29 protein-coding genes are annotated in these 24,144 nt (G+C 60.0%); 13 read left to right on the top strand and 16 right to left on the bottom strand.

Annotated elements, in window-relative coordinates:
- Positions 1-47: 47 nt before the first annotated feature.
- Positions 48-806 (bottom strand): Nif3-like dinuclear metal center hexameric protein, encoded by a 759-nt coding sequence (locus NH234_RS05425; RefSeq protein ID WP_085729628.1) that lies wholly within the window; start codon positions 804-806, stop codon positions 48-50.
- A 103-nt stretch (positions 807-909) separates the two neighbouring features.
- Between NH234_RS05425 and algW the strand changes: the two genes are divergently transcribed.
- The 3 genes from algW to NH234_RS05410 all read left to right on the top strand — a co-directional run bounded on the left by algW (position 910) and on the right by NH234_RS05410 (position 4,992).
- Positions 910-2,067, top strand: coding sequence for a Do family serine endopeptidase AlgW (gene algW, locus NH234_RS05420; protein WP_085729627.1), 1,158 nt, complete (start codon positions 910-912; stop codon positions 2,065-2,067).
- An 87-nt stretch (positions 2,068-2,154) separates the two neighbouring features.
- Complete coding sequence (locus NH234_RS05415) at positions 2,155-4,260, top strand: TonB-dependent siderophore receptor (RefSeq protein WP_367255876.1); 2,106 nt, start codon at positions 2,155-2,157, stop codon at positions 4,258-4,260.
- 12 nt (positions 4,261-4,272) lie between these two features.
- A complete protein-coding gene (locus NH234_RS05410; protein ID WP_367255874.1) occupies positions 4,273-4,992 on the top strand; it encodes a DUF4198 domain-containing protein in 720 nt (239 codons plus the stop codon).
- A gap of 48 nt (positions 4,993-5,040) precedes the next feature.
- Here the strand turns inward: NH234_RS05410 and hisC are convergent, their stop codons facing one another.
- From hisC to NH234_RS05360, 10 genes are all read right to left on the bottom strand, one after another.
- Positions 5,041-6,093, bottom strand: a complete 1,053-nt coding sequence (hisC, locus tag NH234_RS05405) for a histidinol-phosphate transaminase (RefSeq protein WP_367255872.1) — start codon at positions 6,091-6,093, stop codon at positions 5,041-5,043.
- A 2-nt stretch (positions 6,094-6,095) separates the two neighbouring features.
- Positions 6,096-7,421: a histidinol dehydrogenase gene (gene hisD, locus NH234_RS05400; RefSeq protein ID WP_367255870.1), complete on the bottom strand. Its 1,326-nt coding sequence runs from the start codon at positions 7,419-7,421 to the stop codon at positions 6,096-6,098.
- Positions 7,422-7,546: 125 nt separating this feature from the next.
- Positions 7,547-8,182, bottom strand: a complete 636-nt coding sequence (gene hisG / locus NH234_RS05395) for an ATP phosphoribosyltransferase (RefSeq protein WP_007953554.1) — start codon at positions 8,180-8,182, stop codon at positions 7,547-7,549.
- Positions 8,183-8,309: 127 nt separating this feature from the next.
- Complete coding sequence (gene murA, locus NH234_RS05390) at positions 8,310-9,575, bottom strand: UDP-N-acetylglucosamine 1-carboxyvinyltransferase (protein WP_085729622.1); 1,266 nt, start codon at positions 9,573-9,575, stop codon at positions 8,310-8,312.
- A gap of 22 nt (positions 9,576-9,597) precedes the next feature.
- Positions 9,598-9,837: a BolA family protein gene (locus NH234_RS05385; RefSeq protein WP_007953556.1), complete on the bottom strand. Its 240-nt coding sequence runs from the start codon at positions 9,835-9,837 to the stop codon at positions 9,598-9,600.
- 115 nt (positions 9,838-9,952) lie between these two features.
- On the bottom strand, positions 9,953-10,258 hold the full coding sequence (locus NH234_RS05380) for an STAS domain-containing protein (protein WP_085711775.1): 306 nt from the start codon (positions 10,256-10,258) through the stop codon (positions 9,953-9,955).
- Positions 10,255-10,905 carry a phospholipid-binding protein MlaC gene (locus NH234_RS05375; RefSeq protein ID WP_085729621.1) on the bottom strand — a complete coding sequence of 217 codons (651 nt, stop codon included), beginning with the start codon at positions 10,903-10,905 and terminating at the stop codon, positions 10,255-10,257. The genes NH234_RS05380 and NH234_RS05375 overlap by 4 nt, the downstream gene beginning before the upstream one ends.
- A gap of 11 nt (positions 10,906-10,916) precedes the next feature.
- Positions 10,917-11,384, bottom strand: coding sequence for an outer membrane lipid asymmetry maintenance protein MlaD (mlaD, locus tag NH234_RS05370; protein WP_085711777.1), 468 nt, complete (start codon positions 11,382-11,384; stop codon positions 10,917-10,919).
- Positions 11,384-12,181: a lipid asymmetry maintenance ABC transporter permease subunit MlaE gene (gene mlaE, locus NH234_RS05365; RefSeq protein ID WP_085729620.1), complete on the bottom strand. Its 798-nt coding sequence runs from the start codon at positions 12,179-12,181 to the stop codon at positions 11,384-11,386. Before mlaE ends, mlaD begins: the two co-directional genes overlap by 1 nt.
- Positions 12,181-12,993, bottom strand: coding sequence for an ATP-binding cassette domain-containing protein (locus NH234_RS05360; protein WP_085729619.1), 813 nt, complete (start codon positions 12,991-12,993; stop codon positions 12,181-12,183). Before NH234_RS05360 ends, mlaE begins: the two co-directional genes overlap by 1 nt.
- 275 nt (positions 12,994-13,268) lie before the next feature.
- Here NH234_RS05360 and NH234_RS05355 point away from each other — a divergent pair, with 275 nt between their 5' ends.
- The 10 genes from NH234_RS05355 to NH234_RS05310 all read left to right on the top strand — a co-directional run bounded on the left by NH234_RS05355 (position 13,269) and on the right by NH234_RS05310 (position 20,295).
- Positions 13,269-14,243, top strand: a complete 975-nt coding sequence (locus NH234_RS05355; RefSeq protein WP_085729618.1) for a KpsF/GutQ family sugar-phosphate isomerase — start codon at positions 13,269-13,271, stop codon at positions 14,241-14,243.
- On the top strand, positions 14,244-14,768 hold the full coding sequence (locus NH234_RS05350; protein WP_085729617.1) for an HAD family hydrolase: 525 nt from the start codon (positions 14,244-14,246) through the stop codon (positions 14,766-14,768). It begins immediately after the preceding gene.
- 8 nt (positions 14,769-14,776) lie between these two features.
- Positions 14,777-15,349 carry an LPS export ABC transporter periplasmic protein LptC gene (gene lptC, locus NH234_RS05345; protein WP_085729616.1) on the top strand — a complete coding sequence of 191 codons (573 nt, stop codon included), beginning with the start codon at positions 14,777-14,779 and terminating at the stop codon, positions 15,347-15,349.
- The gene (gene lptA / locus NH234_RS05340) at positions 15,336-15,881 is read left to right on the top strand and encodes a lipopolysaccharide transport periplasmic protein LptA (protein ID WP_085729615.1); all 546 of its coding nucleotides are present in this window, start codon (positions 15,336-15,338) and stop codon (positions 15,879-15,881) included. Before lptC ends, lptA begins: the two co-directional genes overlap by 14 nt.
- Positions 15,881-16,606: an LPS export ABC transporter ATP-binding protein gene (gene lptB, locus NH234_RS05335; RefSeq protein ID WP_007953572.1), complete on the top strand. Its 726-nt coding sequence runs from the start codon at positions 15,881-15,883 to the stop codon at positions 16,604-16,606. Before lptA ends, lptB begins: the two co-directional genes overlap by 1 nt.
- Positions 16,607-16,792: 186 nt before the next feature.
- Complete coding sequence (locus NH234_RS05330; protein WP_249485563.1) at positions 16,793-18,286, top strand: RNA polymerase factor sigma-54; 1,494 nt, start codon at positions 16,793-16,795, stop codon at positions 18,284-18,286.
- 73 nt (positions 18,287-18,359) lie between these two features.
- Positions 18,360-18,668, top strand: a complete 309-nt coding sequence (gene raiA / locus NH234_RS05325; protein ID WP_007953578.1) for a ribosome-associated translation inhibitor RaiA — start codon at positions 18,360-18,362, stop codon at positions 18,666-18,668.
- 11 nt (positions 18,669-18,679) lie between these two features.
- Positions 18,680-19,144, top strand: coding sequence for a PTS IIA-like nitrogen regulatory protein PtsN (ptsN, locus tag NH234_RS05320; protein WP_085711784.1), 465 nt, complete (start codon positions 18,680-18,682; stop codon positions 19,142-19,144).
- Positions 19,145-19,146: 2 nt separating this feature from the next.
- Complete coding sequence (gene rapZ / locus NH234_RS05315) at positions 19,147-20,004, top strand: RNase adapter RapZ (protein ID WP_085729613.1); 858 nt, start codon at positions 19,147-19,149, stop codon at positions 20,002-20,004.
- Positions 20,005-20,019: 15 nt separating this feature from the next.
- Entirely contained in the window at positions 20,020-20,295 is a 276-nt protein-coding gene (locus NH234_RS05310; RefSeq protein WP_085729612.1) for an HPr family phosphocarrier protein, read from the top strand.
- Between the two features lie 40 nt (positions 20,296-20,335).
- Here NH234_RS05310 and NH234_RS05305 read toward each other — a convergent pair whose 3' ends face one another.
- The 5 genes from NH234_RS05305 to NH234_RS05285 are packed head-to-tail and all read right to left on the bottom strand — an operon-like array spanning position 20,336 to position 24,105.
- Positions 20,336-21,229 carry a ZIP family metal transporter gene (locus NH234_RS05305; RefSeq protein WP_367255863.1) on the bottom strand — a complete coding sequence of 298 codons (894 nt, stop codon included), beginning with the start codon at positions 21,227-21,229 and terminating at the stop codon, positions 20,336-20,338.
- Positions 21,230-21,259: 30 nt separating this feature from the next.
- Entirely contained in the window at positions 21,260-21,871 is a 612-nt protein-coding gene (locus tag NH234_RS05300) for a superoxide dismutase (RefSeq protein WP_367257125.1), read from the bottom strand.
- A 1-nt stretch (position 21,872) separates the two neighbouring features.
- Entirely contained in the window at positions 21,873-22,313 is a 441-nt protein-coding gene (locus tag NH234_RS05295) for a hypothetical protein (RefSeq protein ID WP_085711789.1), read from the bottom strand.
- Between the two features lie 27 nt (positions 22,314-22,340).
- Positions 22,341-23,717, bottom strand: a complete 1,377-nt coding sequence (locus NH234_RS05290; protein WP_367255861.1) for a class II fumarate hydratase — start codon at positions 23,715-23,717, stop codon at positions 22,341-22,343.
- Positions 23,698-24,105 carry a FagA protein gene (locus NH234_RS05285; RefSeq protein ID WP_367255859.1) on the bottom strand — a complete coding sequence of 136 codons (408 nt, stop codon included), beginning with the start codon at positions 24,103-24,105 and terminating at the stop codon, positions 23,698-23,700. Before NH234_RS05285 ends, NH234_RS05290 begins: the two co-directional genes overlap by 20 nt.
- Positions 24,106-24,144 lie beyond the last annotated feature (39 nt).

Below are 24,144 nucleotides of genomic sequence, written 5' to 3'. Positions count from 1 at the left end.
AGGGCATATGAATATGCCCGCTCGTTCGGGTGTTTTTCAGGGGAAAGTCAGATCGGATTCGGGCAGTCGATGAAGATGTGCTCAAGGGCAAACCGCTTCGCCAGATAGTCGCCCAGCGCCTGCACGCCGTAGCGTTCGGTGGCGTGGTGGCCGGCAGCAATAAAGCTGATGTCGTTTTCCCGGGCGCTGTGGAACGTCTGCTCGGAGGCTTCACCGCTGAGGAACAGATCGACGCCGGCAGCGATGGCATTGTCGATGTAGCCCTGACCACCGCCGGTGCACCAGCCGACGCGACGAATCATTGCGCTGCCTTCGATCAGCAGCGGCTCGCGGCCCATGCGTTCCTGCACACGACGGGCGAAATCGCGTGCGGTCACCGGCTCGTCCAGCGAACCGACCAGGCCAACGATCTTCAGGTTGTCAGGATCCAGCGGCCCTTCAACAGTAATGTCGAGCTGCCGGGCCAATTGCACGTTGTTGCCGACGTCCAGGTGCAGATCCAGCGGCAGGTGATAGGCCAGCAGACTGATGTCGTGTTTGAGCAGGGTCTTCAAACGACGCTGCTTCATGCCGGTGATGCACGGGTTCTCGCCCTTCCAGAAATAACCGTGATGCACCAGCACCAGATCGGCTTCGGCCTCGACGGCAGCATCGAGCAGCGCCTGACTGGCGGTGACGCCGCTGACGATGCGCATCACCTGCGGACGGCCCTCGACCTGCAGGCCGTTGGGGCAATAATCGGCAATTTTCGCACTGCCGAGATAACGGTCGGCTTCTTCGACCAGGGTACTGAGGGCAACGGCCATGAAAGACTCCTGAAAATCCCGTTCAGAGGCACGCGCGGCCTCGTATAATGCGCGACATTATGGGCGGTCTGACCCCGCCTGCAACCTTTCCAGGACGTGCTTAATGCTCAAGGCGCTGCGTTTTTTCGGCTGGCCGCTGTTGGCCGGTGTGCTTATCGCTCTGTTGATTATTCAGCGTTACCCGCAGTGGGTCGGGCTTCCGAGCCTCGACGTCAACCTGCATCAGGCTCCGCAGACCACCAGCGTGCAACAGGGGCCGGTGTCCTACGCCGACGCGGTGGTCATTGCCGCGCCGTCGGTGGTCAACCTCTACACCACCAAAGTCATCAACAAACCGGCGCATCCGCTGTTCGAGGATCCGCAGTTCCGCCGCTTCTTCGGTGATAACTCACCGAAGCAGAAACGCATGGAGTCGAGTCTCGGCTCCGGCGTGATCATGAGCCCGGAAGGCTACATTCTGACCAACAACCACGTTACCACCGGCGCCGACCAGATTGTCGTGGCGCTCAAGGACGGTCGTGAAACCCTGGCCAGGGTGATCGGCAGCGACCCGGAAACCGACCTCGCGGTCCTGAAGATCGATCTGAAAAATCTGCCGGCGATCACCGTCGGTCGCTCCGACAATATCCGCATCGGCGACGTGGCCCTCGCCATCGGCAACCCGTTCGGGGTCGGCCAGACCGTGACCATGGGCATCATCAGTGCCACCGGCCGTAACCAGCTGGGCCTGAACAACTACGAAGACTTCATCCAGACCGACGCGGCGATCAACCCGGGCAACTCCGGCGGCGCGTTGGTGGACGCCAACGGCAACCTCACCGGCATCAACACGGCGATCTTCTCCAAGTCCGGCGGCTCGCAAGGGATCGGTTTTGCGATTCCAGTGAAACTGGCGATGGAAGTGATGAAATCGATCATCGAGCACGGCCAGGTAATTCGTGGCTGGCTGGGGATCGAGGTGCAACCGCTGACGCAGGAACTGGCCGAGTCGTTTGGCCTGTCCGGGCGTCCGGGGATTGTAGTGGCGGGGATTTTCCGCGACGGTCCGGCACAGAAGGCCGGCCTGCAACTGGGTGACGTGATTCTGAGCATCGACGGCGAACCGGCCGGCGATGGCCGCAAATCGATGAACCAGGTGGCGCGGATCAAGCCAACCGACAAGGTCACGATTCAGGTGATGCGCAATGGCAAGGAGTTGAAGCTGACCGCTGAAATCGGCCTGCGTCCGCCGCCAGCGCCGGTACAGGAAAAGGAAGAGTAAGACTTTGTTCGCGTCATTGGCGCGAATAACAGACATTCTCAACAGGCATGTTATATTGTTTCAATTAGCACATTGGAACAACATAACATGTCATCTCGAAAAAAGGCCTCTCTCCTCGGCCTGACCCTTGGCCTGCTTGGCGATCCCGTGTTTGCCGATGAACCGCAAACGCTCGAACTCGACGCCATCAGCGTCACCTCCGATTACGAATCCCCTACTGGCCCGGTCAATGGCTACCGCGCCACGCGCTCGTCCAGCGCCACCAAAACCGACACCGCAATCCGCGATATTCCGCAGGCCATCAGCGTGGTGCCCGCCAGCGTACTCAAGGATCTGGGCAGCACCAGCGTCGAACGCGCGCTGGATTTCGCCGGTGGCGTTTCAAAGCAAAACAACTTCGGCGGCCTGACGCTTTACGAATACAGCGTGCGCGGCTTCACCACCTCCGAGTTTTACCAGGACGGCTTCAGCGCCAACCGTGGTTACCCGAGCACACCGGACGCCGCCAACATCGAGCGCATCGAAGTGCTGAAAGGACCGGCCGCCAGCCTTTACGGCCGAGGCGATCCGGGTGGCACGGTCAACATCGTCACCAAGAAACCGCAGCCCGAGGCCTTCACCACCCTGCAAACCAGTGCCGGCAGTTGGGATCGTTATCGCACCGCGCTGGACGTCAACACGCCGCTGGATGATCAGGGTGATGTGCTGTCGCGAATCAACCTCGCGGTCGAGGACAACAACAGCTTTCGCGATCACGTCGACAGCAAACGGGTCTTCGTCGCCCCCTCTTTCAGTTGGCGGTTGAACCCGGACACCAGCCTGCTGGTGGAGAGCGAATTCGTGCGTCATAGCTCGACCTTCGACCGCGGCATCGTTGCGCCAAACAATAAATGGAGCGGCGTCTCGCGCTCGACATTCCTGGGTGAGCCGAACGACGGCAACATCGACAACCACAACAACAGACTGCAAGCCACGCTTGAGCACCACCTCAGCGATGCCTGGAAACTGCGCCTGGCCAGCCATTACAAGGAAGGCAAACTGTGGGGATTCGCCTCCGAAAACCGTCCTTTGAATGCCGATGGCCACACAGTCAACCGCCGCTATCGCGAACGCGATACCAACTGGCACGACAGCATCACCCAGCTGGAACTGCGCGGCCTGTTCGACCTCGGCACCTGGCAGCACGAACTGCTGATCGGCAGCGAGTATGAGAACTTCCGCAAGAACGAGCGCGTCACCACCATCGCCGGCGGGCCTTACGCCATCGATATCTATAACCCGGTGTACGGCCAGCCCAAACCCAACGGCGCACGCTCCGGCACAGACTTCTTCGAACACGTCGAAAGCCATGCGCTGAACCTGCAGGATCAAATCGTCTTCAGCGAAAAACTGCGCGGGATGATCGGTGCGCGCTTCGAGCATTTCGACCAAAACATCGATGACCACAGCCGCAACACCACCAGCCGCCAGACCCACGATGCGCTCACCCAACGTGCCGGCCTGCTCTATCAACTGACACCGGACACCGGCCTGTTCGCCAACGCCTCGACCTCATTCAAACCGAACAACGGCCTCGATGCGGCTGGCAAATCCTTCGATCCGGAGGAAGGTGTGGGTTACGAAATCGGCATCAAGAACGAGCTGTTCGACGAACGGTTAAGCAGCACCCTCGCCTTCTTCCATATCGACAAGGAAAACGTCCTCGCCCTCGACCCGGGCACCGACACCAGCCGCGCCATGGGCAAGGCCCGCAGCCGGGGTTTCGATCTGCAAGTCACCGGGCAAGTCACCGACGCCGTCAGGGTGATCGGCGCCTTCGCCTGGATCGACGCCGAAGTCACCAAGGGTGATGCCGCGATTCCTGCCGGTAGCCGCATCCTCGGGGTGGCCAAACGCAGCGGCAGCCTGCTGGGTGTCTACGAGTTTCAGGACGGCCGCTTGCGCGGCTCGGATATCGGCGCGGCGTTCACCTACGTCGGTGACCGCTCGGGTGAGTCCGGCAGCGATTTCGAGCTGCCGGCCTATCACACCGTCGACCTGCTGGCCCATTACAAGGCCAGCGACACCGTCACTCTCGGACTGAATCTGAACAATCTGTTCGACGAAAAGTATTACGAGCGCTCGTACAGCAACTACTGGGTCAACCCCGGCGAGCCGCGCAATTTCACGGTCAGCCTGACACTCAACCTGTAAAAGGACGTCACAATGCATTACGGCAAATCCCTGCTGCTCATCGCCGCGCTGTTCGCCACTCACGCCTCGGCCCATGGTTTGTGGACCGAACAACGACGCGGCAATATCGAAGTCGTCTACGGCCACGGTGCCGAGGACAATGCGTTCAAACCGCAGAAAGTCAGCGGGGCGTGGGCCTTTGACGCGAGCGGCAAGATGATTCCCGTCAGTGTGCAGCGCCTGGCAGATCACGCCCGCCTGCAACCGTTGAAACCGCCGGCGGTGATGGCCGTGGCCCTGAACAACGGCATGTGGTCGCAAACCGCCGACAAGAAATGGGTCAACGAGGGGCGTAGCAAAGTCCCGGGAGCCATCGAGTCGACCGAGACCCTCAAGTACAGCCTGGCGATTTATCAGCCCGGAGCGAAGTTGCCCAAACTGGATCAGATCAAATTGCTGATTTTGCCGGAGGTCGATCCGCTGACCGTCGGGCCGGGGAAATCATTGCCGGTGCGGGTGTTGCTGGATGGCAAACCGGCCGCGGGCGTGAAGTTGATCGGTGACTACCGCAGCGCGCCGAATACCTTGAGCACTGAAACCGACAAGGACGGCCGCGCTCAGGTGCTGGTGCGTAATGAGGGATTGAATGTGATTGCGGCGCAGGTGGAAGTGCCGGTGAAGGACAGTGCAGAGGTGAGCAGCAGAGGGTTGTTCAGTTCGTTGACGTTCCTTGGCGAGCCGCATCACGAATAAACCAGCGCTGATCCCTGCGGGACTGAACCCACAGGGATCAGCGTCGTTTCAGAGTTCGCCCAGACCGTCGATCAACGCCTGATTCTGTTCCGGCGTGCCGATCGAGATCCGCAGGAACTGGGCAATCCGCTCCTGCTTGAAGTGGCGCACGATCACGCCCTGCTCACGCAGTTTGGCCGCCAGCCCCGCCGCATCGTGTTGCGGATGCCGGGCGAAGATGAAGTTGGCCGCTGACGGCAGCACTTCAAAACCTTTGGCCTGCAACTGCGCAACCACCCACTCGCGACTCTCGATGACCAGTGCGCAGGTCTTGTCGAAGTACTCGCGATCCTCGAACGCTGCCGCCGCGCCGACGTTCGCCATGCGATCGATCGGGTAGGAGTTGAAGCTGTTCTTGATCCGCTCCAGCGCCTCGATCAGGTCCGGATGGCCAACCGCCAGACCAACCCGCAGGCCCGCCAGCGAACGGGACTTCGACAAGGTCTGGGTCACGAGCAGGTTTGGATAACGGTCCACCAGACTGATCGCGGTCTCGCCGCCGAAGTCGATGTAGGCCTCATCGACCACCACCACTGAATCCGGGCTGGCCTTGAGGATTTGTTCGACGGCTTCCAGTGCCAGCAGGCAACCGGTCGGCGCGTTCGGGTTGGGGAAGATGATCCCGCCGTTCGGTTTGGCGTAGTCGGCCGGGTTGATCTGGAACTGCGCATCCAGCGGCACCGCGTCGAATGTGATGCCGTAGAGACCGCAGTAGACCGGATAGAAGCTGTAGCTGATGTCCGGGAACAGGATCGGCTGATCGTGTTGCAACAGGCCGTGAAAGATGTGCGCCAGCACTTCATCCGAACCGTTGCCGAGGAACACCTGGTTGCTCTGCACACCGTAATACTTGGCGACGGCGTTCTTCAGCAGGTCACTGTTGGGGTCCGGGTACAGGCGCAGGTTGTCGTTGAGTTCGGTCTGCATCGCCGCCAGGGCTTTTGGCGACGGGCCATACGGGTTTTCGTTGGTGTTGAGTTTGACCAGCCGGGTCAATTTCGGCTGCTCACCCGGTACATAAGGCACTAGATCCTTGACGAACGGGCTCCAGAATTTACTCATTTTCAGTTCCCCTTCACTTCGTCTTTGATGCGGTATTCAGCGCTGCGAGCGTGAGCGCTCAGCGATTCACCACGGGCCAGGATCGATGCAGTCTTGCCCAGTTCCGAAGCACCTGCCTCGGAGCAGAAGATGATCGACGAGCGTTTCTGGAAGTCGTACACGCCCAGCGGCGAGGAGAAACGCGCAGTGCCGGAGGTCGGCAGCACGTGGTTCGGACCGGCGCAGTAGTCGCCCAGCGCTTCGGAGGTGTGTCGCCCCATGAAGATCGCGCCGGCGTGGCGGATCTGCGGCAGCCAGGCCTGCGGGTCGGCGACCGACAGTTCAAGGTGTTCCGGGGCAATGCGGTTGGCAACTTCGATGGCCTGGGCCATGTCGCGCACCTGGATCAGGGCGCCACGGCCATTGATCGAGGTTTCGATGATGGTCGCGCGATCCATGGTCGGCAGCAGTTTATCGATGCTCGCGGCGACCTTGTCGAGGAACTCGGCGTCCGGGCTGACCAGAATCGCCTGGGCGTCTTCGTCGTGCTCGGCCTGAGAGAACAGATCCATGGCGATCCAGTCCGGATCGGTCTGGCCATCGCACACCACGAGGATTTCCGACGGGCCGGCGATCATGTCGATGCCGACCTGACCAAACACGTGACGCTTGGCAGTGGCGACGTAGATGTTGCCCGGGCCGACGACCTTGTCCACCTGCGGCACGCTTTCGGTGCCATAGGCCAATGCGGCAACGGCTTGCGCGCCACCGATCGTGAACACCCGGTCGACGCCGGCGATGCACGCCGCCGCCAGCACCAGCTCGTTGACTTCACCGCGCGGGGTCGGCACCACCATGACCACTTCGGTCACGCCGGCGACCTTGGCCGGAATCGCGTTCATCAACACCGACGACGGGTACGACGCCTTGCCGCCCGGCACATACAGACCAGCACGATCCAGTGGCGTGACTTTCTGGCCCAGCACCGTGCCGTCGGCTTCGGTGTAGCTCCAGGAGTCCTGCTTCTGTTTTTCGTGATAGCTGCGAACGCGAGCGGCAGCTTTTTCCAGCGCTTCGCGTTGCGCCACGGTGATACGGGTCAGGGCCAGTTCCAGACGCTCGCGCGGCAGGATCAGGTCTGCCATGGAGGCGACTTCGAGGCCATCGAATTTCTGCGTGAACTCGACCAGTGCCGCGTCACCCCGCTCGCGCACAGCCTTGATGATGTCCAGCACCCGCTGATTGACCGAGTCGTCAGACACACTTTCCCAGCTCAGCAGATGATCCAGATGTTGCGCGAAATCCGGGTCAGCAGCGTTGAGTCGGCGAATTGCAGTCGGTGCGGTCATAGCGAGAGCCTCATAGGAATGGCAAAAAACTCAGGCGCCCGAAATTACCATTCGATCCGCTTGGGCACCTGAGATTCTGGCTATGAGGCGGATAGACGGGCGCGACTTAACGTCGCGCAGGTACATCAGCCGCGGTGTCGAGACTCCACTGCCTTGCGCAGGGTGTCGATCAACGCCTGGATTCGGGCGTGTTGCATTTTCATCGAAGCTTTATTGACCACCAGACGCGAGCTGATCGTGGCGATCAGTTCCTGGGGTTCCAGGCCGTTGGCGCGCAGGGTGTTGCCGGTGTCGACCACGTCGATGATCTTGTCGGCCAGGCCGATCAGCGGTGCCAGCTCCATCGAGCCATAAAGCTTGATGATGTCGACCTGACGGCCCTGCTCGGCGTAGTAGCGCTTGGCAACGTTGACGAACTTGGTGGCAACGCGCAGACGGCCCTTTGGCTCGACCGCGCCGACCTTGCCGGCGGTCATCAGTTTGCACTGGGCAATCTGCAGATCCAGCGGTTCGTACAGGCCTTGTCCTGTGTATTCCATCAGCACGTCTTTACCGGCAACGCCGAGGTCGGCCGCGCCATGCTCGACATAGGTCGGCACATCGGTGGCGCGCACGATCAACAGGCGTACGTCTTCCTGGGTCGTGGGGATGATCAGCTTGCGGCTCTTGTCCGGATTCTCGGTCGGCACGATGCCCGCTTCGGCGAGAAGCGGCAGGGTGTCGTCAAGGATGCGGCCCTTGGACAGTGCGATGGTCAACATGGGAAACGTCAGTCCTTATCAAGGTACTCATGTCCGGTCGCAATCGGCGCCGGACATACATCGAGGGCGTCACCACCCCCGATCAAAACGAATTCAACGGACACGTCCCTGTGTCCAGATGCAGCGACTAGCCCGGAACGCGACGGATCTTGGCGCCCAGCATCTGCAGTTTTTCCTCGATGCACTCATAACCACGGTCGATGTGGTAGATGCGGTCGATCAGGGTATCGCCCTCGGCCATCAGCGCCGAGATCACCAGGCTGGCCGAGGCCCGCAGGTCGGTTGCCATCACTGGCGCGCCTTTCAGGATTTCAGTACCGGTCACGATGGCCGTGTTACCTTCGACCTGAATCTTGGCGCCCATGCGGTGCAGTTCGTACACGTGCATGAAGCGGTTTTCGAAGATCGTCTCGATCACGGCACCGGTGCCTTCGGCAATGGCGTTGAGCGAGATGAACTGCGCCTGCATGTCGGTCGGGAACGCCGGGTACGGCGCGGTGCGCACGTTGACCGCTTTCGGGCGCTTGCCATGCATGTTCAGTTCGATCCAGTCTTCACCGGTGGTAACTTCTGCACCGGCTTCGCGAAGCTTTTCCAGAACGGCTTCGAGAATGGTCGGATCAGTGTCCTTGACCTTCACGCGGCCACCGGTAACCGCGGCGGCCACCAGGTAAGTACCGGTTTCAATGCGGTCAGGCATCACTTTGTAGAAGGCCGAACCCAGGCGCTCGACACCATCGATGGTGATGGTGTCGGTGCCAGCGCCAGAGACCTTGGCACCCATGGCGTTCAGGAAGTTCGCCAGGTCGACCACTTCAGGTTCGCGGGCGGCGTTCTGCAACACGCTGCGGCCCTTGGCCAGAGCAGCGGCCATCATGATGTTCTCGGTACCGGTCACGCTGACGGTATCGAAGAAGAAGTGTGCACCGCGCAGGCCGCCTTCAGGGGCCTTGGCCTTGATGTAGCCGCCTTCGACGTCGATGATCGCACCCATGGCTTCCAGGCCACGGATGTGCAGATCGACCGGACGCGAACCGATCGCGCAACCGCCAGGCAGAGCCACTTCGGCTTCACCGAAACGGGCCACCATCGGGCCCAGCACCAGGATCGATGCACGCATGGTTTTCACCAGTTCGTACGGGGCGATCAGGGTCTTGATGGTGCGCGGATCGATTTCGACGCTGAGCTTCTCGTCGATCACAGGCTCGATGCCCATGCGACCGAACAGCTCGATCATGGTGGTGATGTCGTGCAGGTGCGGCAGATTGCCAACGGTGACCGGCCCATCGCACAGCAGGGTGGCGGCCAGGATCGGCAGGGCGGAGTTCTTCGCCCCGGAGATGCGGATCTCGCCATCAAGACGAGCGCCACCAGTAATAATCAATTTATCCATAACAATCTCGACGCCCTAGGGCTCAGGTGCGCTCGGCCCAGGCCGCGCTGCTGAAAAATTTCATAGTGACCGCGTGGATGCTGCCATCGGCGATCCATGGGTTCAAATGGGCATAGATGCTTTGCTGACGCTTGACCGGGCTCAACGCCGCCAGTTCATCGCTAATCACGTTCAGCTGAAAGTTGCAGCCTTCGCCTTCAACTTCCACCTGCGTTCCTGGCAGCTTTCCTTCAAGGAAGCTCTTCACTTCTACGGCCTGCATGCTCAACCTCAATCGGCGCCCTGTGCGCACGGGTCGGACATCATACAAAAAAGCCCCGCGCCTGCGAACCCCGCTGCGCAGGACTCTGACGGGGGGCTTCTTTATAGATGCGGGTTCAGGGTTGCGCCAACAGCTCGGTCAGCTCGCTGACCTGAGCGATTTCACGCATGTCTTCCGGCATCCCGCGGATACTGACCGCCTTGCCGGCGGCTTTCGCATCGCGAATGAAACACAGCAGCAACGACAGGCCGACGCTGCTGGACTTTTCCACCGCCGAACAATCGATCACCAATGCCGGGGCATTGCACGATTTGATCAGCGCCCGGCCCTGCTCGCGAAGGCCAGGACCGGTGCGGTAATCCAGCACACCGGTGAGCTGAAGCTGACTGGCTTCGTCCAGACGAATGGCCGACTCGGTCATTGGGCAGGCTTCTCTTGTTTCTCGGCGGTCTGCTTGGCCTTGGCCACTTCGCCGGCCCAGCCATTGATGGTCTTGTCCAGGTCGTTGCCATTGCGCTGCATCGCGTCGGCGAACTGGTCACGGAACAGCTTGCCGATGTTGATGCCATTGATGATCACGTTGCGCAGCTTCCACTCGCCGCTGATCTTCTCCAGCGTGTACTGAACCGGATAAATCGCGCCGTTGTTGCCCTTGACGGTCATGCCGACGCTGGTGCGGTCGCCCGACTCATCTTTCGGCGCATCGACGGTGATGCCCTGGTTGTTGTATTCCAGCAAGGCGTTGCCATAGAACTGGAACAGGCCACGCTTGAAGTTTTCCTGGAAGGTCTGCATCTGCGCCGGGGTGGCCTTGCGCGAGTACTTGACCGTCATGATGCTTTTGGAAATGCCTTCGGCGTCCACTACCGGACCCACAATGGTATTCAGCGCGGTGTAGAAGTCCTGCGGGTCCTGCTTGTACTTCTCTTTATTCGCCGCCAGATCGGCGAGCATCCGGTTGGTGGTGTCCTGAACCAGATCGTGCGCCGACTGCCCGGGCGCAGCGTTCGCCAGCAGCGGCAGTGTCGCGAGCAACATCAACAGGCCACGTCGCAAGGTAGAGATCATTCAAAAGCTCCTCATTTGGCGTCTTTGCTAACGGTATTGAGCAGGAATTTACCGATCAGGTCTTCCAGCACCAGAGACGACTGGGTGTCGTGAATGGTTCCACCATCCTTGAGCCGGGTTTCTTCCCCGCCCACGCTGATGCCGATGTACTTCTCGCCCAACAGGCCAGCGGTCAGGATAGACGCTGTGGAGTCGGTCGGCAGGTTGTCGACCTTTTTATCCACCAGCAGGGTCACCCGGCCGGTAAAACTGTCGCGGTCCAGATCGATCGCCGTGACCTTGCCGATGGTCACACCGGCCATGGTCACTTTGGCTCTGACCGTCAAACCGGCGATATTGTCAAAGTAGGCATAAAGCTTGTAGGTATCGGTGGTCGAAGTCGGAGACAGGCCACTGACCCGCAGGGCAAGCAGCAACAAAGCCAGGATCCCTGCCAGCAGGAACAGGCCGACACCGATTTCCAGGGTGCGGTTTTGCATCAGAAATCTCCAAACATCAAAGCGGTCAGAATAAAGTCCAGGCCGAGCACTGCCAGCGAGGCAAACACTACGGTCTTGGTGGTGGCACGACTGATCCCCTCGGAAGTGGGCTCACAGTCATAGCCTTGGAATACGGCGATCCAGGTCACGACAAAGGCGAAAACGATACTTTTGATCACGCCGTTGAGCACGTCGCTGGAGAAGTTCACGCTGTTCTGCATGTTCGCCCAATAGGAGCCTTCATAGACGCCCAGCCAGTCGACCGCGACCCAGGAACCGCCCCAGATGCCGACCACGCTGAAAATCATCGCCAGCACCGGCAGGGAAATGAAACCGGCCCACAGGCGCGGGGCAATGATGTACTTGAGCGGGTCCACACCGATCATTTCCAGGCTGGACAACTGCTCGGTGGATTTCATGTTGCCGATTTCCGCCGTCAGCGCCGAACCGGCACGACCGGCGAACAGCAGCGCCGTCACCACCGGGCCCAGCTCACGCAGCAAGGTCAAGGCAACCATCTGCCCCACCGCCTGCTCCGAGCCATAGCTCGACAGGATGTTGAACCCCTGCAGCGCCAGCACCATGCCGATGAAAATCCCGGAAACCACAATGATCACCAGCGACATCACGCCGACCGAGTGCAGTTGCTTGACCAGCAGGCCAAAACCGCCACCGATGCTGCCACGACCGAGCAAGGCATGAAACAGGAACAGGGTCGAACGCCCGAATACCGCGACGGTGTCGATCCCCGCCTGGCCAAACCGACGCACGCGCTCCATTAGTGTAATTCTGCGCATCAGCGGCGTTTCCCCAGAAGATCTGCGCGGTAATCCGTCGCTGGAAAATGATATGGCACCGGACCGTCGGGTTCACCGGTCATGAATTGACGGATTCGCGGCTCGTCCGAGTTCATCAGCTCATCCGGCGTGCCCTGCCCCAACACCTGACCATCGCCCACCACATAGATGTAATCGGCAATGCTCGCGGTTTCGGCGAGATCGTGGGAAACCACGATACTGGTGATTCCCAACGCATCGTTGAGCAGACGGATCAGACGCACCAGAACGCCCATGGCGATCGGGTCCTGGCCGACGAACGGCTCGTCGTACATGAGAATCTGCGGATCAAGCGCAATCGCCCGGGCCAGAGCCACGCGGCGTTTCATGCCGCCGGACAGTTCATCGGGCATCAGCTCGATGGCGCCCCGCAGACCGACCGCCTGCAATTTGAGCAGCACGATGTCGCGGATCATCTCTTCCGGCAACTGGGTATGAACGCGCAAGGGAAAGGCGACGTTCTCGAACACATCGAGATCGGTGAACAGCGCGCCGCTCTGAAACAGCACGCCCATGTGCTTGCGGGCATCGAACAGATCGCTGCGCGACAGCTTCGGCAGGTTCTGGCCGTTGACCCAGACCTCGCCCTGCGATGGCCGCAACTGGGCACCCATCAGGCGCAGCAGCGTGGTCTTGCCACACCCGGAAGGCCCCATGATGCCGGTGACCTTGCCGCGCGGGATGCGGATATCGACGTTATTGAAAATGCTCCGCGCACCGCGCTTGAAGGAGACTCCCTTCAGCTCGACCGCGTAGGCGTTATCGGCACTCATCTAAACTCCTTGCGATGCAGCCTCTCACTCGGACGCCTGGCTTTCTGGAGAAAGCCCTTACATCCCGGGCAGGCCGAACTGGCGGCGAACTATATCACTGCAAAGGGCAAGCGCCCAAGGCCTCTCCCCGGCCACGTTCAGCGATATGACAGGCCCGAGGCTTCTATAAAAGGGTTTTAGTAACCGGGAATGACAAAGCACGACGAACTTGCGTGAGGCTTTTCAACATAACCGCTATAATCGCCGCCTTTTCATCGGGCTATACGATTTCTGACATGAGCCAAACCAGCGACCTGATTCAATCGGCACAACGCACCATCCGCCTCGAAGTGGAAGCCGTACAAGGCTTGTTGCCCCATATCGACGCCGATTTCGTACGCGCTTGCGAGATGATTCTGGCCAGCAAGGGCCGTGTAGTGGTGGTCGGCATGGGCAAGTCCGGACACATCGGCAACAAGATTGCCGCGACCCTGGCCAGCACCGGCACCCCGGCGTTTTTTGTACACCCGGCCGAAGCCAGTCATGGCGACATGGGCATGATCACCCGTGACGACGTGATCCTGGCCCTGTCGAATTCCGGTTCCACCAACGAAATCGTCACGTTGCTGCCACTGATCAAACGCCTGGGCATCCAGTTGATCAGCGTGACCGGCAACCCGCAATCCCCACTGGCAAAGGCGGCGGAGGTCAATCTCAACGTTCACGTCGAGCACGAAGCCTGCCCGCTGAACCTGGCGCCGACGTCCTCGACCACCGCCGCACTGGTCATGGGCGACGCCCTGGCCGTGGCGCTGCTGGAAGCCCGCGGTTTCACCGCCGAAGATTTCGCCTTTTCCCACCCGGGTGGCGCACTGGGCCGACGCCTGCTGCTGAAGGTGGAAAACGTCATGCACGCCGGCCAGGAGCTGCCGCAGGTACAACGCGGCACCCTGCTTAAGGACGCACTGATGGAAATGACCCGCAAGGGTCTGGGCATGACCGTCATTCTCGAGGCCGACGGCAAACTCGCCGGGATCTTCACCGACGGCGACTTGCGCCGCACGCTGGATCGCAGCATTGATATACGCAGCGCCACCATCGACCAGGTGATGACTGTGCATGGCAAGACCGCCCGCGCCGAAATGCTCGCGGCCGAGGCCCTGAAAATCATGGAAGACCATCGAATCAACGCGCTTGTCGTCGTGGATGAGGACGATCGCCCTATCGGCGCCTTCAACCTCTCCGACCTGCTGCGCGCAGGAGTGATGTAAATGAGCACCGATCTGCTGCAACGCGGCAAAGCCATCAAACTGGCAGTTTTCGACGTCGACGGCGTCCTCACGGACGGGCGCCTGTACTTTCTTGAAGACGGCAGCGAGTTCAAGACTTTCAATACGCTCGACGGCCAGGGCATCAAGATGCTGATGAACGCCGGCGTACAAACGGCCATCATCAGCGGTCGCAAGACCCCGGTGGTCGAGCGTCGGGCGAAAAACCTGGGCATCCCGCACCTGTTTCAGGGCCGTGAAGACAAACTCGTCGTCCTCGACGGCCTTCTCGAGCAACTGGGCCTAAGCTATGAACAGGTCGCCTATCTCGGCGACGACCTGCCCGACCTGCCGGTGATTCGCCGGGTGGGGCTGGGAATGGCGGTGGCCAACGCTGCCTCCTTCGTGCGCGAGCATGCCCATGGTGTTACCCAGGCCCGTGGCGGCGAAGGTGCCGCCCGTGAATTCTGCGAACTGATCCTGCGCGCCCAGGGCAGCCTCGATGCCGCCAACAACGCGTACCTGTGAGTCAAACCATGTTTAGCAAAAAGTTTCGCAACATACTGCTGTTCGGCTGCATCGCGGCGATTTTCGGCGCGGTCGGCTACTGGAACATCAGCCCGGAACGCTTCCTCGACAAGCCTCCCGTCTCGACAGAAGAGAGCCCGATCGACTGGTACGCGACCAATACCCACACCTTGCAATACCTGGAAGACGGCAAGGTGCAGTACGAAATGACTTCCGACAAGGCCGAGCACGTCAAGGCGACCGACATTACACTGGTCACCAAGCCCGACCTGAACATGTATCGCGGCACCGACTTTCCGTGGCACGTGACCAGCGAGCGCGGTGAAGTGAACTCCGGCGGTACCGAGGTCGAGCTGATCGACTCGGTTCGCGTCAAGCGCACCGATGAAAAGAACCGTGACACCCTGATTACCAGCACACGCATGACCGTGTTTCCGCAGCAGCAATATGCGCAGACCGAGCAACCCGTTAGAATCGACGGCGCTGGCGGTGTATCGACTGGCGTGGGAATGAAAGCGTATTTGAAGGAAAGCAGGATACACCTGCTATCGAACGTAAGAGGACAGTATGAGGCTCGTTAAAACCCTCCCTATTTTGCTCAGTCTGGGCGCAGCACTGGGAAGCGTGAGCGCCTGGGCTCTGCCGAACGATAGTCAGCAACCGATCCGCATCCAGGCTGACGATGCTCAGCTCGATGACAAGAATGGTATCGCGACCTATAAGGGCGATGTGATCATCACCCAAGGCTCGATGATCGTAAAAGGCAACACCGTGACCATGACCCGTGCGCCCAACGGCGATATCGACGTCGTGACTTCGGTGGGCAACCTGGCCTACTTCGAGCAGTTGCAGACCCAGGGCGACGCCAAGCCGGTCCAGGGCTACGGCGTGACCATTCAGTACCACGCGCAGCAAAACCGCGTAGTACTGATCGACAAGGCCAAGGTCATCGACAAGGACAATAACGTCACCCAAGGCGAGAAAATCGTCTATGACACGGTGAAAAAGCTGGCCAGCGCGGGTCGTGCCACCGGCAACAAAGTCACCGAAGCGCGTCCGCGCATTGACATGGTGATCCAGCCGAAGAAGAAAACCGACGAGAAAACCCAGTAATGGCAACCCTGAAAGCTCAGCACCTTGCCAAGGCCTATAAAAGCCGCCAGGTCGTGCGCGATGTCAGCCTGTCAATCGACAGCGGTCAGATCGTCGGCCTGCTCGGCCCCAACGGCGCCGGCAAGACCACCTGCTTCTACATGATCGTCGGCCTGGTGCAGGCCGATCAGGGTCGCGTGCTGATCGACGACCTGGACGTCAGCCACCAGCCGATGCACGGCCGCGCCAAGGCCGGTATCGGCTATCTGCCACAGGAAGCGTCGATCTTTCGCAAACTGTCGGTAGCCGACAACATCATGGCCATCCTCGAGACCCGTCAGGAGCTCGACAAGGCCGGCCGTCGCAAGGAGCTGGAAAGCCTGCTGCAGGAATTCCACATCAGCCACATCCGCGACAACCTCGGCATGAGCCTGTCCGGTGGTGAGCGTCGCCGGGTGGAAATTGCCCGTGCACTGGCCACCGCACCGAAATTCATCCTGCTCGACGAACCGTTCGCCGGTGTCGACCCGATCTCCGTGGGCGACATCAAGCAGATCATTCACCACCTCAAGGCCAAGGGCATCGGTGTGTTGATCACCGACCACAACGTCCGCGAGACGCTGGATATCTGCGAAACGGCCTACATCGTCAATGACGGCCAACTGATCGCCGAAGGCGACTCCGCGACCATCCTCGCCAACGATCTGGTGAAGGAAGTGTATCTGGGTCACGAGTTCCGTCTGTAAACGCGACAGCATTCGACCGACCGTCCGGGTGCTGTAACGTTGAAGCGCACTTTTATACGCTTTTATTGTTACAGCGCTCTAGGCAAACACGACAGTTTCAGGCATATAATTTGCTTAAGTTTGGCGCTTCGGCGCCCTGTAGTGGATGGCGCATAGCGCCGGCGAATAAGGTGTTAAGCCCCTGCCATGAAACCATCGCTAGTCTTGAGAATGGGCCAGCAGCTGACGATGACACCGCAGCTGCAACAGGCCATCCGCCTGCTCCAATTGTCGACCCTGGACCTGCAACAGGAAATCCAGGAGGCTCTGGAATCCAATCCGATGCTCGAACGCCAGGAAGACGGCGACGACTTCGACAACTCCGATCCCATGGCCGACAACGCCGAACAGAAGCCCAACACCGAGATTCAGGAGCCTTCCTATCAGGAGACCGCCCCAACGGTCGACAATCTTGAAGAAGGCGAATGGAACGAGCGAATCCCCAACGAACTGCCTGTCGACACCGCCTGGGAAGACGTCTACCAGACCAGCGCCAGCAGCCTGCCAAGCAGCGATGACGACGAGTGGGACTTCACCACCCGCACCTCTGCTGGCGAGAGCCTGCAAAGCCACTTGCTGTGGCAGTTGAACCTGGCACCGATGTCCGACACCGATCGCCTGATCGCCGTGACCCTGATCGATTGCATCAACAATCAGGGTTACCTCGACGAAACCCTTGAAGAAATCCTCGACGCCTTCGACCCGGAGCTCGACATAGAGCTGGACGAGATCGAAGCCGTCCTGCACCGCATCCAGCAATTCGAACCTGCCGGGATTGGTGCACGCAACCTGGGCGAATGCCTGCTGCTGCAATTGCGCCAGCTGTCGGCCAAGACCCCTTGGCTGGCCGAGGCCAAACGCCTGGTCACCGATTACATCGACCTGCTCGGCAGCCGCGACTACAGCCAGTTGATGCGGCGCATGAAGCTCAAGGAAGATGAACTGCGCCAGGTCATCGAACTGGTACAGAGCCTCAATCCGCGCCCTGGTTCGCAGATCGAATCCACCGAAGCCGAATACGTGGTGCCTGACGTGATCGTGCGCAAGGATAACGAGCGCTGGCTGGTCGAGCTGAACCAGGAATCGGTGCCGCGCCTGCGGGTCAACGCCCAGTACGCCGGTTTCGTACGCCGCGCCGACACCAGCGCCGACAACACGTTCATGCGCAATCAGTTGCAGGAAGCCCGCTGGTTCATCAAGAGCCTGCAAAGCCGCAACGAAACCCTGATGAAAGTAGCGACCCAGATCGTCGAGCATCAGCGCGGTTTTCTTGAATACGGCGACGAAGCCATGAAGCCACTCGTGCTGCATGACATCGCTGAAGCGGTGGGCATGCACGAGTCGACAATTTCCCGGGTAACCACACAAAAATTCATGCATACCCCACGGGGCATATATGAACTGAAATACTTTTTCTCCAGCCACGTCAGCACCTCCGAAGGCGGCGAATGCTCGTCCACGGCAATCCGCGCGATCATCAAGAAACTGGTTGCTGCGGAAAATCAGAAAAAGCCGTTGAGTGACAGCAAGATCGCTGGTTTACTGGAAGCACAAGGCATTCAGGTGGCTCGCCGCACCGTCGCCAAGTACCGCGAATCCCTCGGGATCGCGCCTTCGAGCGAACGCAAGCGGTTGATGTAAGCCACGTTACAGCGTTCCAGTGGCAGGCTCTTCGGCCTGCCGCTTTATGCACTGGCAACGAAGGAGAAGCTGTATGCAAGTCAACATCAGTGGACACCAACTGGAAGTTACCCAACCTCTCCGTGAGTACGTTGAGCAAAAGCTCAAGAGGCTTGAGGGGCATTTCGACAAGATCACCAACGTGCAAGTCACGATGTGCGTCGAGAAGCTGAAGCAGAAAATCGAAGCCACGCTGCATATTCCCGGCAACGAGGTCGTCGCAAACGCGGAACATACCGATATGTACGCAGCGATCGACGCGCTGACCGACAAGCTTGATAAACAACTCAAAAAGCATAAGGAAAAGACCCAGAGCCTGCTTCAGGGCGCTACCGGTCGATAACCCCCACCCCCATGATCCGACTTGAAAGCATCCTGACCCCCGGCCGTTCCCTGGTGAACGTGCCGGGCGGCAGTAAAAAGAAAGCCCTCGAACAAATTGCCAACCTGATCGCCCGGGAAAAGCCGGATCTGGAGATGCAAGATGTCTTCGAGGCGCTGATTGCCCGTGAAAAACTCGGTTCGACCGGTTTTGGCAACGGCATCGCCATTCCCCATTGCCGCCTCAAGGGTTGTGAATCGCCCATCAGCGCCTTGATGCACCTTGAAGCCCCTATCGATTTCGATGCCATCGATGGCGCACCGGTGGACCTGCTGTTCGTGCTGCTGGTCCCGGAAGCTGCCACCGATGCACACCTGGAACTGCTGCGCCAGATCGCCAGCATGCTCGATCGCAAGGAAGTACGCGAAAAGCTGCGTCGCGCCACCACCAACGAAGCCTTGTATCAGGTTGTCCTGGACGAGCAAAACGGGCACTAAACATGCGCTTGATCATCGTCAGTGGCCGCTCCGGCTCGGGCAAAAGTACGGCCCTGGATGTCCTCGAGGACAACGGCTACTACTGCATCGACAATCTGCCGGCCGGCTTGCTGCCGGAGCTGGCGGAACGCGCACTGATTCATACGGAACTGTCTCAGCCACTGGTCGCGGTATCGATCGATGCACGCAACCTGCCAAGCCATCTTTCGCGTTTTCCGGAGTTGCTTGAGGAAGTCCGCAGCCGGCACATCCAGTGCGACGTTCTGTATCTGGATGCCGATGAAGAAACCCTGCTCAAGCGTTTCTCGGAAACCCGTCGCCGTCACCCGCTGAGCAGTGCCAATCGTTCGCTGGCTGAAGCCATCAACGATGAAACAGCTCTGCTGGGCCCGATCGCCGACCTGGCCGATCTGAAGGTCAATACCACCAATCTGAACCTGTACCAGTTGCGCGACACCATCAAGCTGCGCCTGCTGAACCAACCGGAGCCGGGCACCGCGTTTCTGGTGGAGTCGTTCGGTTTCAAACGCGGCATGCCGGTGGATGCGGATCTGGTGTTCGATGTACGCTGCCTGCCCAATCCATACTGGAAACCGGAACTACGCGCGCAATCAGGCCTCGATGAGCCGGTAGCCGAGTACCTGGCGGCACAGCCGGAAGTCGAAGAGATGTTCCAGGACATCTATACGTATCTGTTCAAATGGCTGCCGCGCTTCGCTGCAAGCAATCGCGCCTACGTCACCATTGCCATTGGATGCACCGGCGGGCATCACCGCTCCGTCTACCTGACCGAACGCCTGGGTCAGGCCCTGCAGAAAACCCTGAAGAACGTCCAGGTTCGCCACCGCGACCTCAGCTAAAGGATTCACACCGCGATGCCTGCTCTGGAAATCGAAATCATCAACAAGCTGGGCCTGCATGCCCGGGCGTCGGCAAAGTTCGTTGGCGTGGCGGGGCAGTATCCCGACTGCACGATCAGAGTGGGTCGCACCCCGGAAACCACGGTAGATGGCAAAAGCATCATGGCAATGATGATGCTCGCCGCCGGCAAGGGCACCAAAATCTTTCTGAGCACCGAAGGACATCAGGAACAGGAAGCCCTGGATGCCTTGGTGACACTGATCAACAACTACTTCGACGAAGGCGGTTGAAAGCCTTTGGTAGCGAGGGAGCAAGCTTCCCTCGCCCCTCTCATCCCAACGCAGTGTCCATCACCATCATCAAGCAGAACCCGATCAACAACCCCAGGCTCGCCAGTTTATCGTGACCATTGCGTCGCGATTCCGGGATCACTTCGTGGGTCACCACCAGCAACATTGCCCCGGCCGCCAGCGCCAACCCCAAGGGCAACAACAACTCCGCCAGGCTGACCAACCACGCACACAGCAGTGCAAATACCGGTTCGACCAGCCCCGATGCCGCTCCTATCAGAAACGCCTTGACCCGCGACATCCCGGCTCCGGCCAACACCAGCGCAATCACCAGACCTTCCGGCACATCCTGCAGGGCGATACCCATCGCCAGGCTATCGGCGTCCGACATGCCGCCGCCAGCGGAGACGCCGACGGCCATGCCTTCCGGAATGTTATGGGCAATGATGGCAAACACGAACAGCCAGATCCTCGGTGGAATCACCGGATGCTCAACAGTGCCGATGAGCATTTCCGGTGAAGCGCCGGACAACTTGCGGTCCACCAGGTACAGACCAAAAGCACCGAGCATGATGCCGAAACAGATCAGGCTACTGGCGCCCCAAGGACTCAGGCCAAGGCTTTCTGCGGCAGCAATCCCTGGCACGATCAGCGAAAACGCAGTCGCCGCCAGCATCACGCCGGCGCCAAACCCCAGCAGCGTGTCGCCCAGCGCCTGCGGCATGTTGCGGATTACCAGCACCGGAACGGCACCGAGCGCCGTGCCGAGCGCGCAGATCGCACCGCCCTGCAATGCCCGTGACAGTTTCGGCTCCAGGTTCAACCATTCCAGCCCGTGAGCCACCAGCAAGGTCATGCCCGCCAACAGCAGCAACGACCCGAATGCGTAACGAAACATTCGTCCGCTTCCGATCGCCAGTGTTTCAGTGCCCATAGTCAGCCCTGGATTGTTTTTATAGGAGACTTAAACCAGTGCAGCCTGATAACGCGCAGCGACTTCAGGCCAGTTGATCACGTTGTAGAACGCGCTGATGTATTCCGGGCGGCGGTTCTGATAACGCAGGTAGTAGGCGTGTTCCCACACGTCGAGTCCAAGAATCGGCGTATTGCCGCCCATCAGCGGGCTGTCCTGGTTGCCGCTGCTTTCCACCACCAGTTTCTTGTCGGGGGTAACACTGAGCCACGCCCAGCCGCTGCCGAAGCGGGTCAGCGCAGCCTTGGTGAAGGCCTCCTTGAAGCTGTCGAGGCCGCCCAGTTGTTCCTCGATCGCCCTGGCCAGCGCGCCATCCGGCTTACCGCCACCTCCTGGCACCATCACTTCCCAGAACAGTGAATGGTTGGCATGACCGCCGCCCTGATTGATCACCGCCGCACGCAGCTTTTCCGGCAGTTGCTGGACGCTGGCGACGAGTTTTTCCACCGGCCACTCGGCGTATTCCGAGCCTTCGACCGCAGCGTTCAGGTTGTTGATGTAGGTCTGGTGATGCTTGGTGTAGTGAATTTCCATGGTCTGCGCATCGATGTGCGGTTCCAGTGCGTCATAGGCGTAAGGCAGGGCTGGCAGGGTAAAAGCCATTTCAGTGGACTCCATGGTGATGTTGGGCAGGCACGCGGCGCGCATTGCCGGTATCCGGGTGCAGCAAGCGCTGGGTGCGCGGGTATTCGCCGTGTTCGCTGATGAAATTGAGCAACTCGACATAGGTCTTGCTGCTCTGGCGCAGCGCCGCTTCACGCAGGGCCGGACGCAGGCGCTCGTCCTGCATGGTCTGCAATAGGCGTTGATGGATCGCGCAGAGGTATTCGGCGCTCTCCTCCGGCTGGTTCAGGCGCAGATGCAGGTCGGCCAGGTTGTGATGGGAAATGACGCAGGCCGCCACCGCTTCGTCGGCATCGGCCCAGCGCTCGAACAGCACCTGGGCCAGGGCTAGCGCTTGCAGATAGGCTTCGCGGGCATCGATCAGCTCGCCCAGCATGAAGCAGCGATTGGCCCGTTCGATCGTGCGTTTCCAGTGCTCCATGGTGAACCTCCAAAGCGGTTGCGGTGCTTACACGCCGCCGGCGGTGAGTTTCTCGGGATTGAGCAACTCTTCCAGCTGGCTGCGCGACAGGTCGGTGTGCTCCAGCGCGACGTCGATCACCGGACGGCCCTGTTTGTAGGCCTGCTTGGCGATTTCGGCGGCTTTCTGGTAACCGATGATCGGGTTGAGTGCGGTGACCAGAATCGGGTTGCGCGACAACGCTTCCTTGAGGCGCGACTCATTGACCTTGAAGCTGGCAATCGCCTTGTCACCCAGCAGACGGCTGGCGTTGGCCAGCAACTCGATGCTGCTCAACAGGTTCTGGGCGATGATCGGTAGCATCACGTTCAGTTCGAAATTGCCCGACTGACCCGCGATGGTGATCACCGAGTCATTGCCGATCACTTGCGCGGCAACCATGGTGGTGGCTTCCGGAATCACCGGGTTGACCTTGCCTGGCATGATCGATGAGCCCGGCTGTAGGCCTTCCAGCTCGATTTCTCCGAGGCCGGCGAGCGGGCCGGAGTTCATCCAGCGCAGATCATTGGCGATTTTCATCAGCGACACGGCGGTGGCCTTGAGCTGACCCGACACGGCGACGGCAGTGTCCTGCGAGCCGATCAGCGCAAATAGATCCTTGCCCGGGGTGAATTGCACGTTGGTCAGTTGGCTAAGCTGGCGGCTGAAACGCGCAGCGAATTCCGGATGCGCGTTGATCCCGGTACCGACCGCCGTGCCGCCCTGAGCCAGGGATTGCAGGCTTGGCAGCAAATCCTGCAGGTGACCGATGTTGGCCTTGAGCTGCTGCGCCCAACCGTTGAGCACCTGGCTCATGCGCACCGGCATGGCGTCCATCAGGTGGGTGCGACCGGTCTTGACGTGGTGATGCACCTGCTCGGCCTTGCGCTCGATGACTTGCACCAGATGCAGCAGCGCCGGCAGCAACTGTTCGTGCAGGGCCAGCGCGGCACTGACGTGGATGGTGGTCGGGATGATGTCGTTGCTGCTCTGCCCGCAGTTGACGTGATCGTTAGGATTGACCGGCTCGTCGAGCAGGCGGCTGGCCAGGGTGGCAATCACTTCGTTGGCGTTCATGTTGGAGCTGGTGCCGGAACCGGTCTGGAAGATATCCACCGGGAAATGCTGCATGAAATCGCCTTCAAGCAACCCTTGGGCCGCGTCGCTGATGGCTTTGCCTTGAGCGGCGCCGAGCTGGTTGAGTTCGACGTTGGCCCGGGCGGCAGCGGCTTTTGCCAGGATCAGCGCGCGAATGAACTGAGTCGGCATCGGCTTGCCGCTGATCGGAAAGTTATCCACTGCGCGCTGGGTCTGCGCGCCGTAGAGAGCGTCCATCGGCACCTGCAGTTCGCCCATGCTGTCGCGCTCAATACGTGTCTTGATCATCGGTAAATCCTTGGACTAATTCAATGAGAGGAATCGAGGGTTGCAACTCGCAGGTGGCGAGCTGCCAGGTGTAGCTTTGCCAGCGTTTGAGCCGGCATTTGCACAGCGACAGGCGCTCCATTTCACGCAATGGGTACCAGGCTTGATCGAGACAGAGGCTGCGCCAGTGCCACGGCAACGCGATATCGGTGGCCGTGTCGAGCAGCAGACGGAAAGAGGTTTCAGCGACAGTCCAGGGCGAGGTCGCCGTGCAGCAGGCCAAATACCGGCCTTCGGCCAGGTAATGTTCGATCAGACGCGGTTCGTCGGGATCCATGGCACAACGGATCTGGCGACTCATCCAGCGCCAGCTTTCGAGGTACGGTTGCTCGTGCAAGGCAGAACTCATGATCCTGGGCTCATCCGATAATGAGATTTATTATTAGAT

Source organism: Pseudomonas sp. stari2 (assembly GCF_040760005.1).
GTDB lineage: Bacteria > Pseudomonadota > Gammaproteobacteria > Pseudomonadales > Pseudomonadaceae > Aquipseudomonas.
The sequence above is the reverse complement of the archived record's forward strand: the minus strand, read 5'-3'. Positions and strand labels throughout refer to the sequence as shown.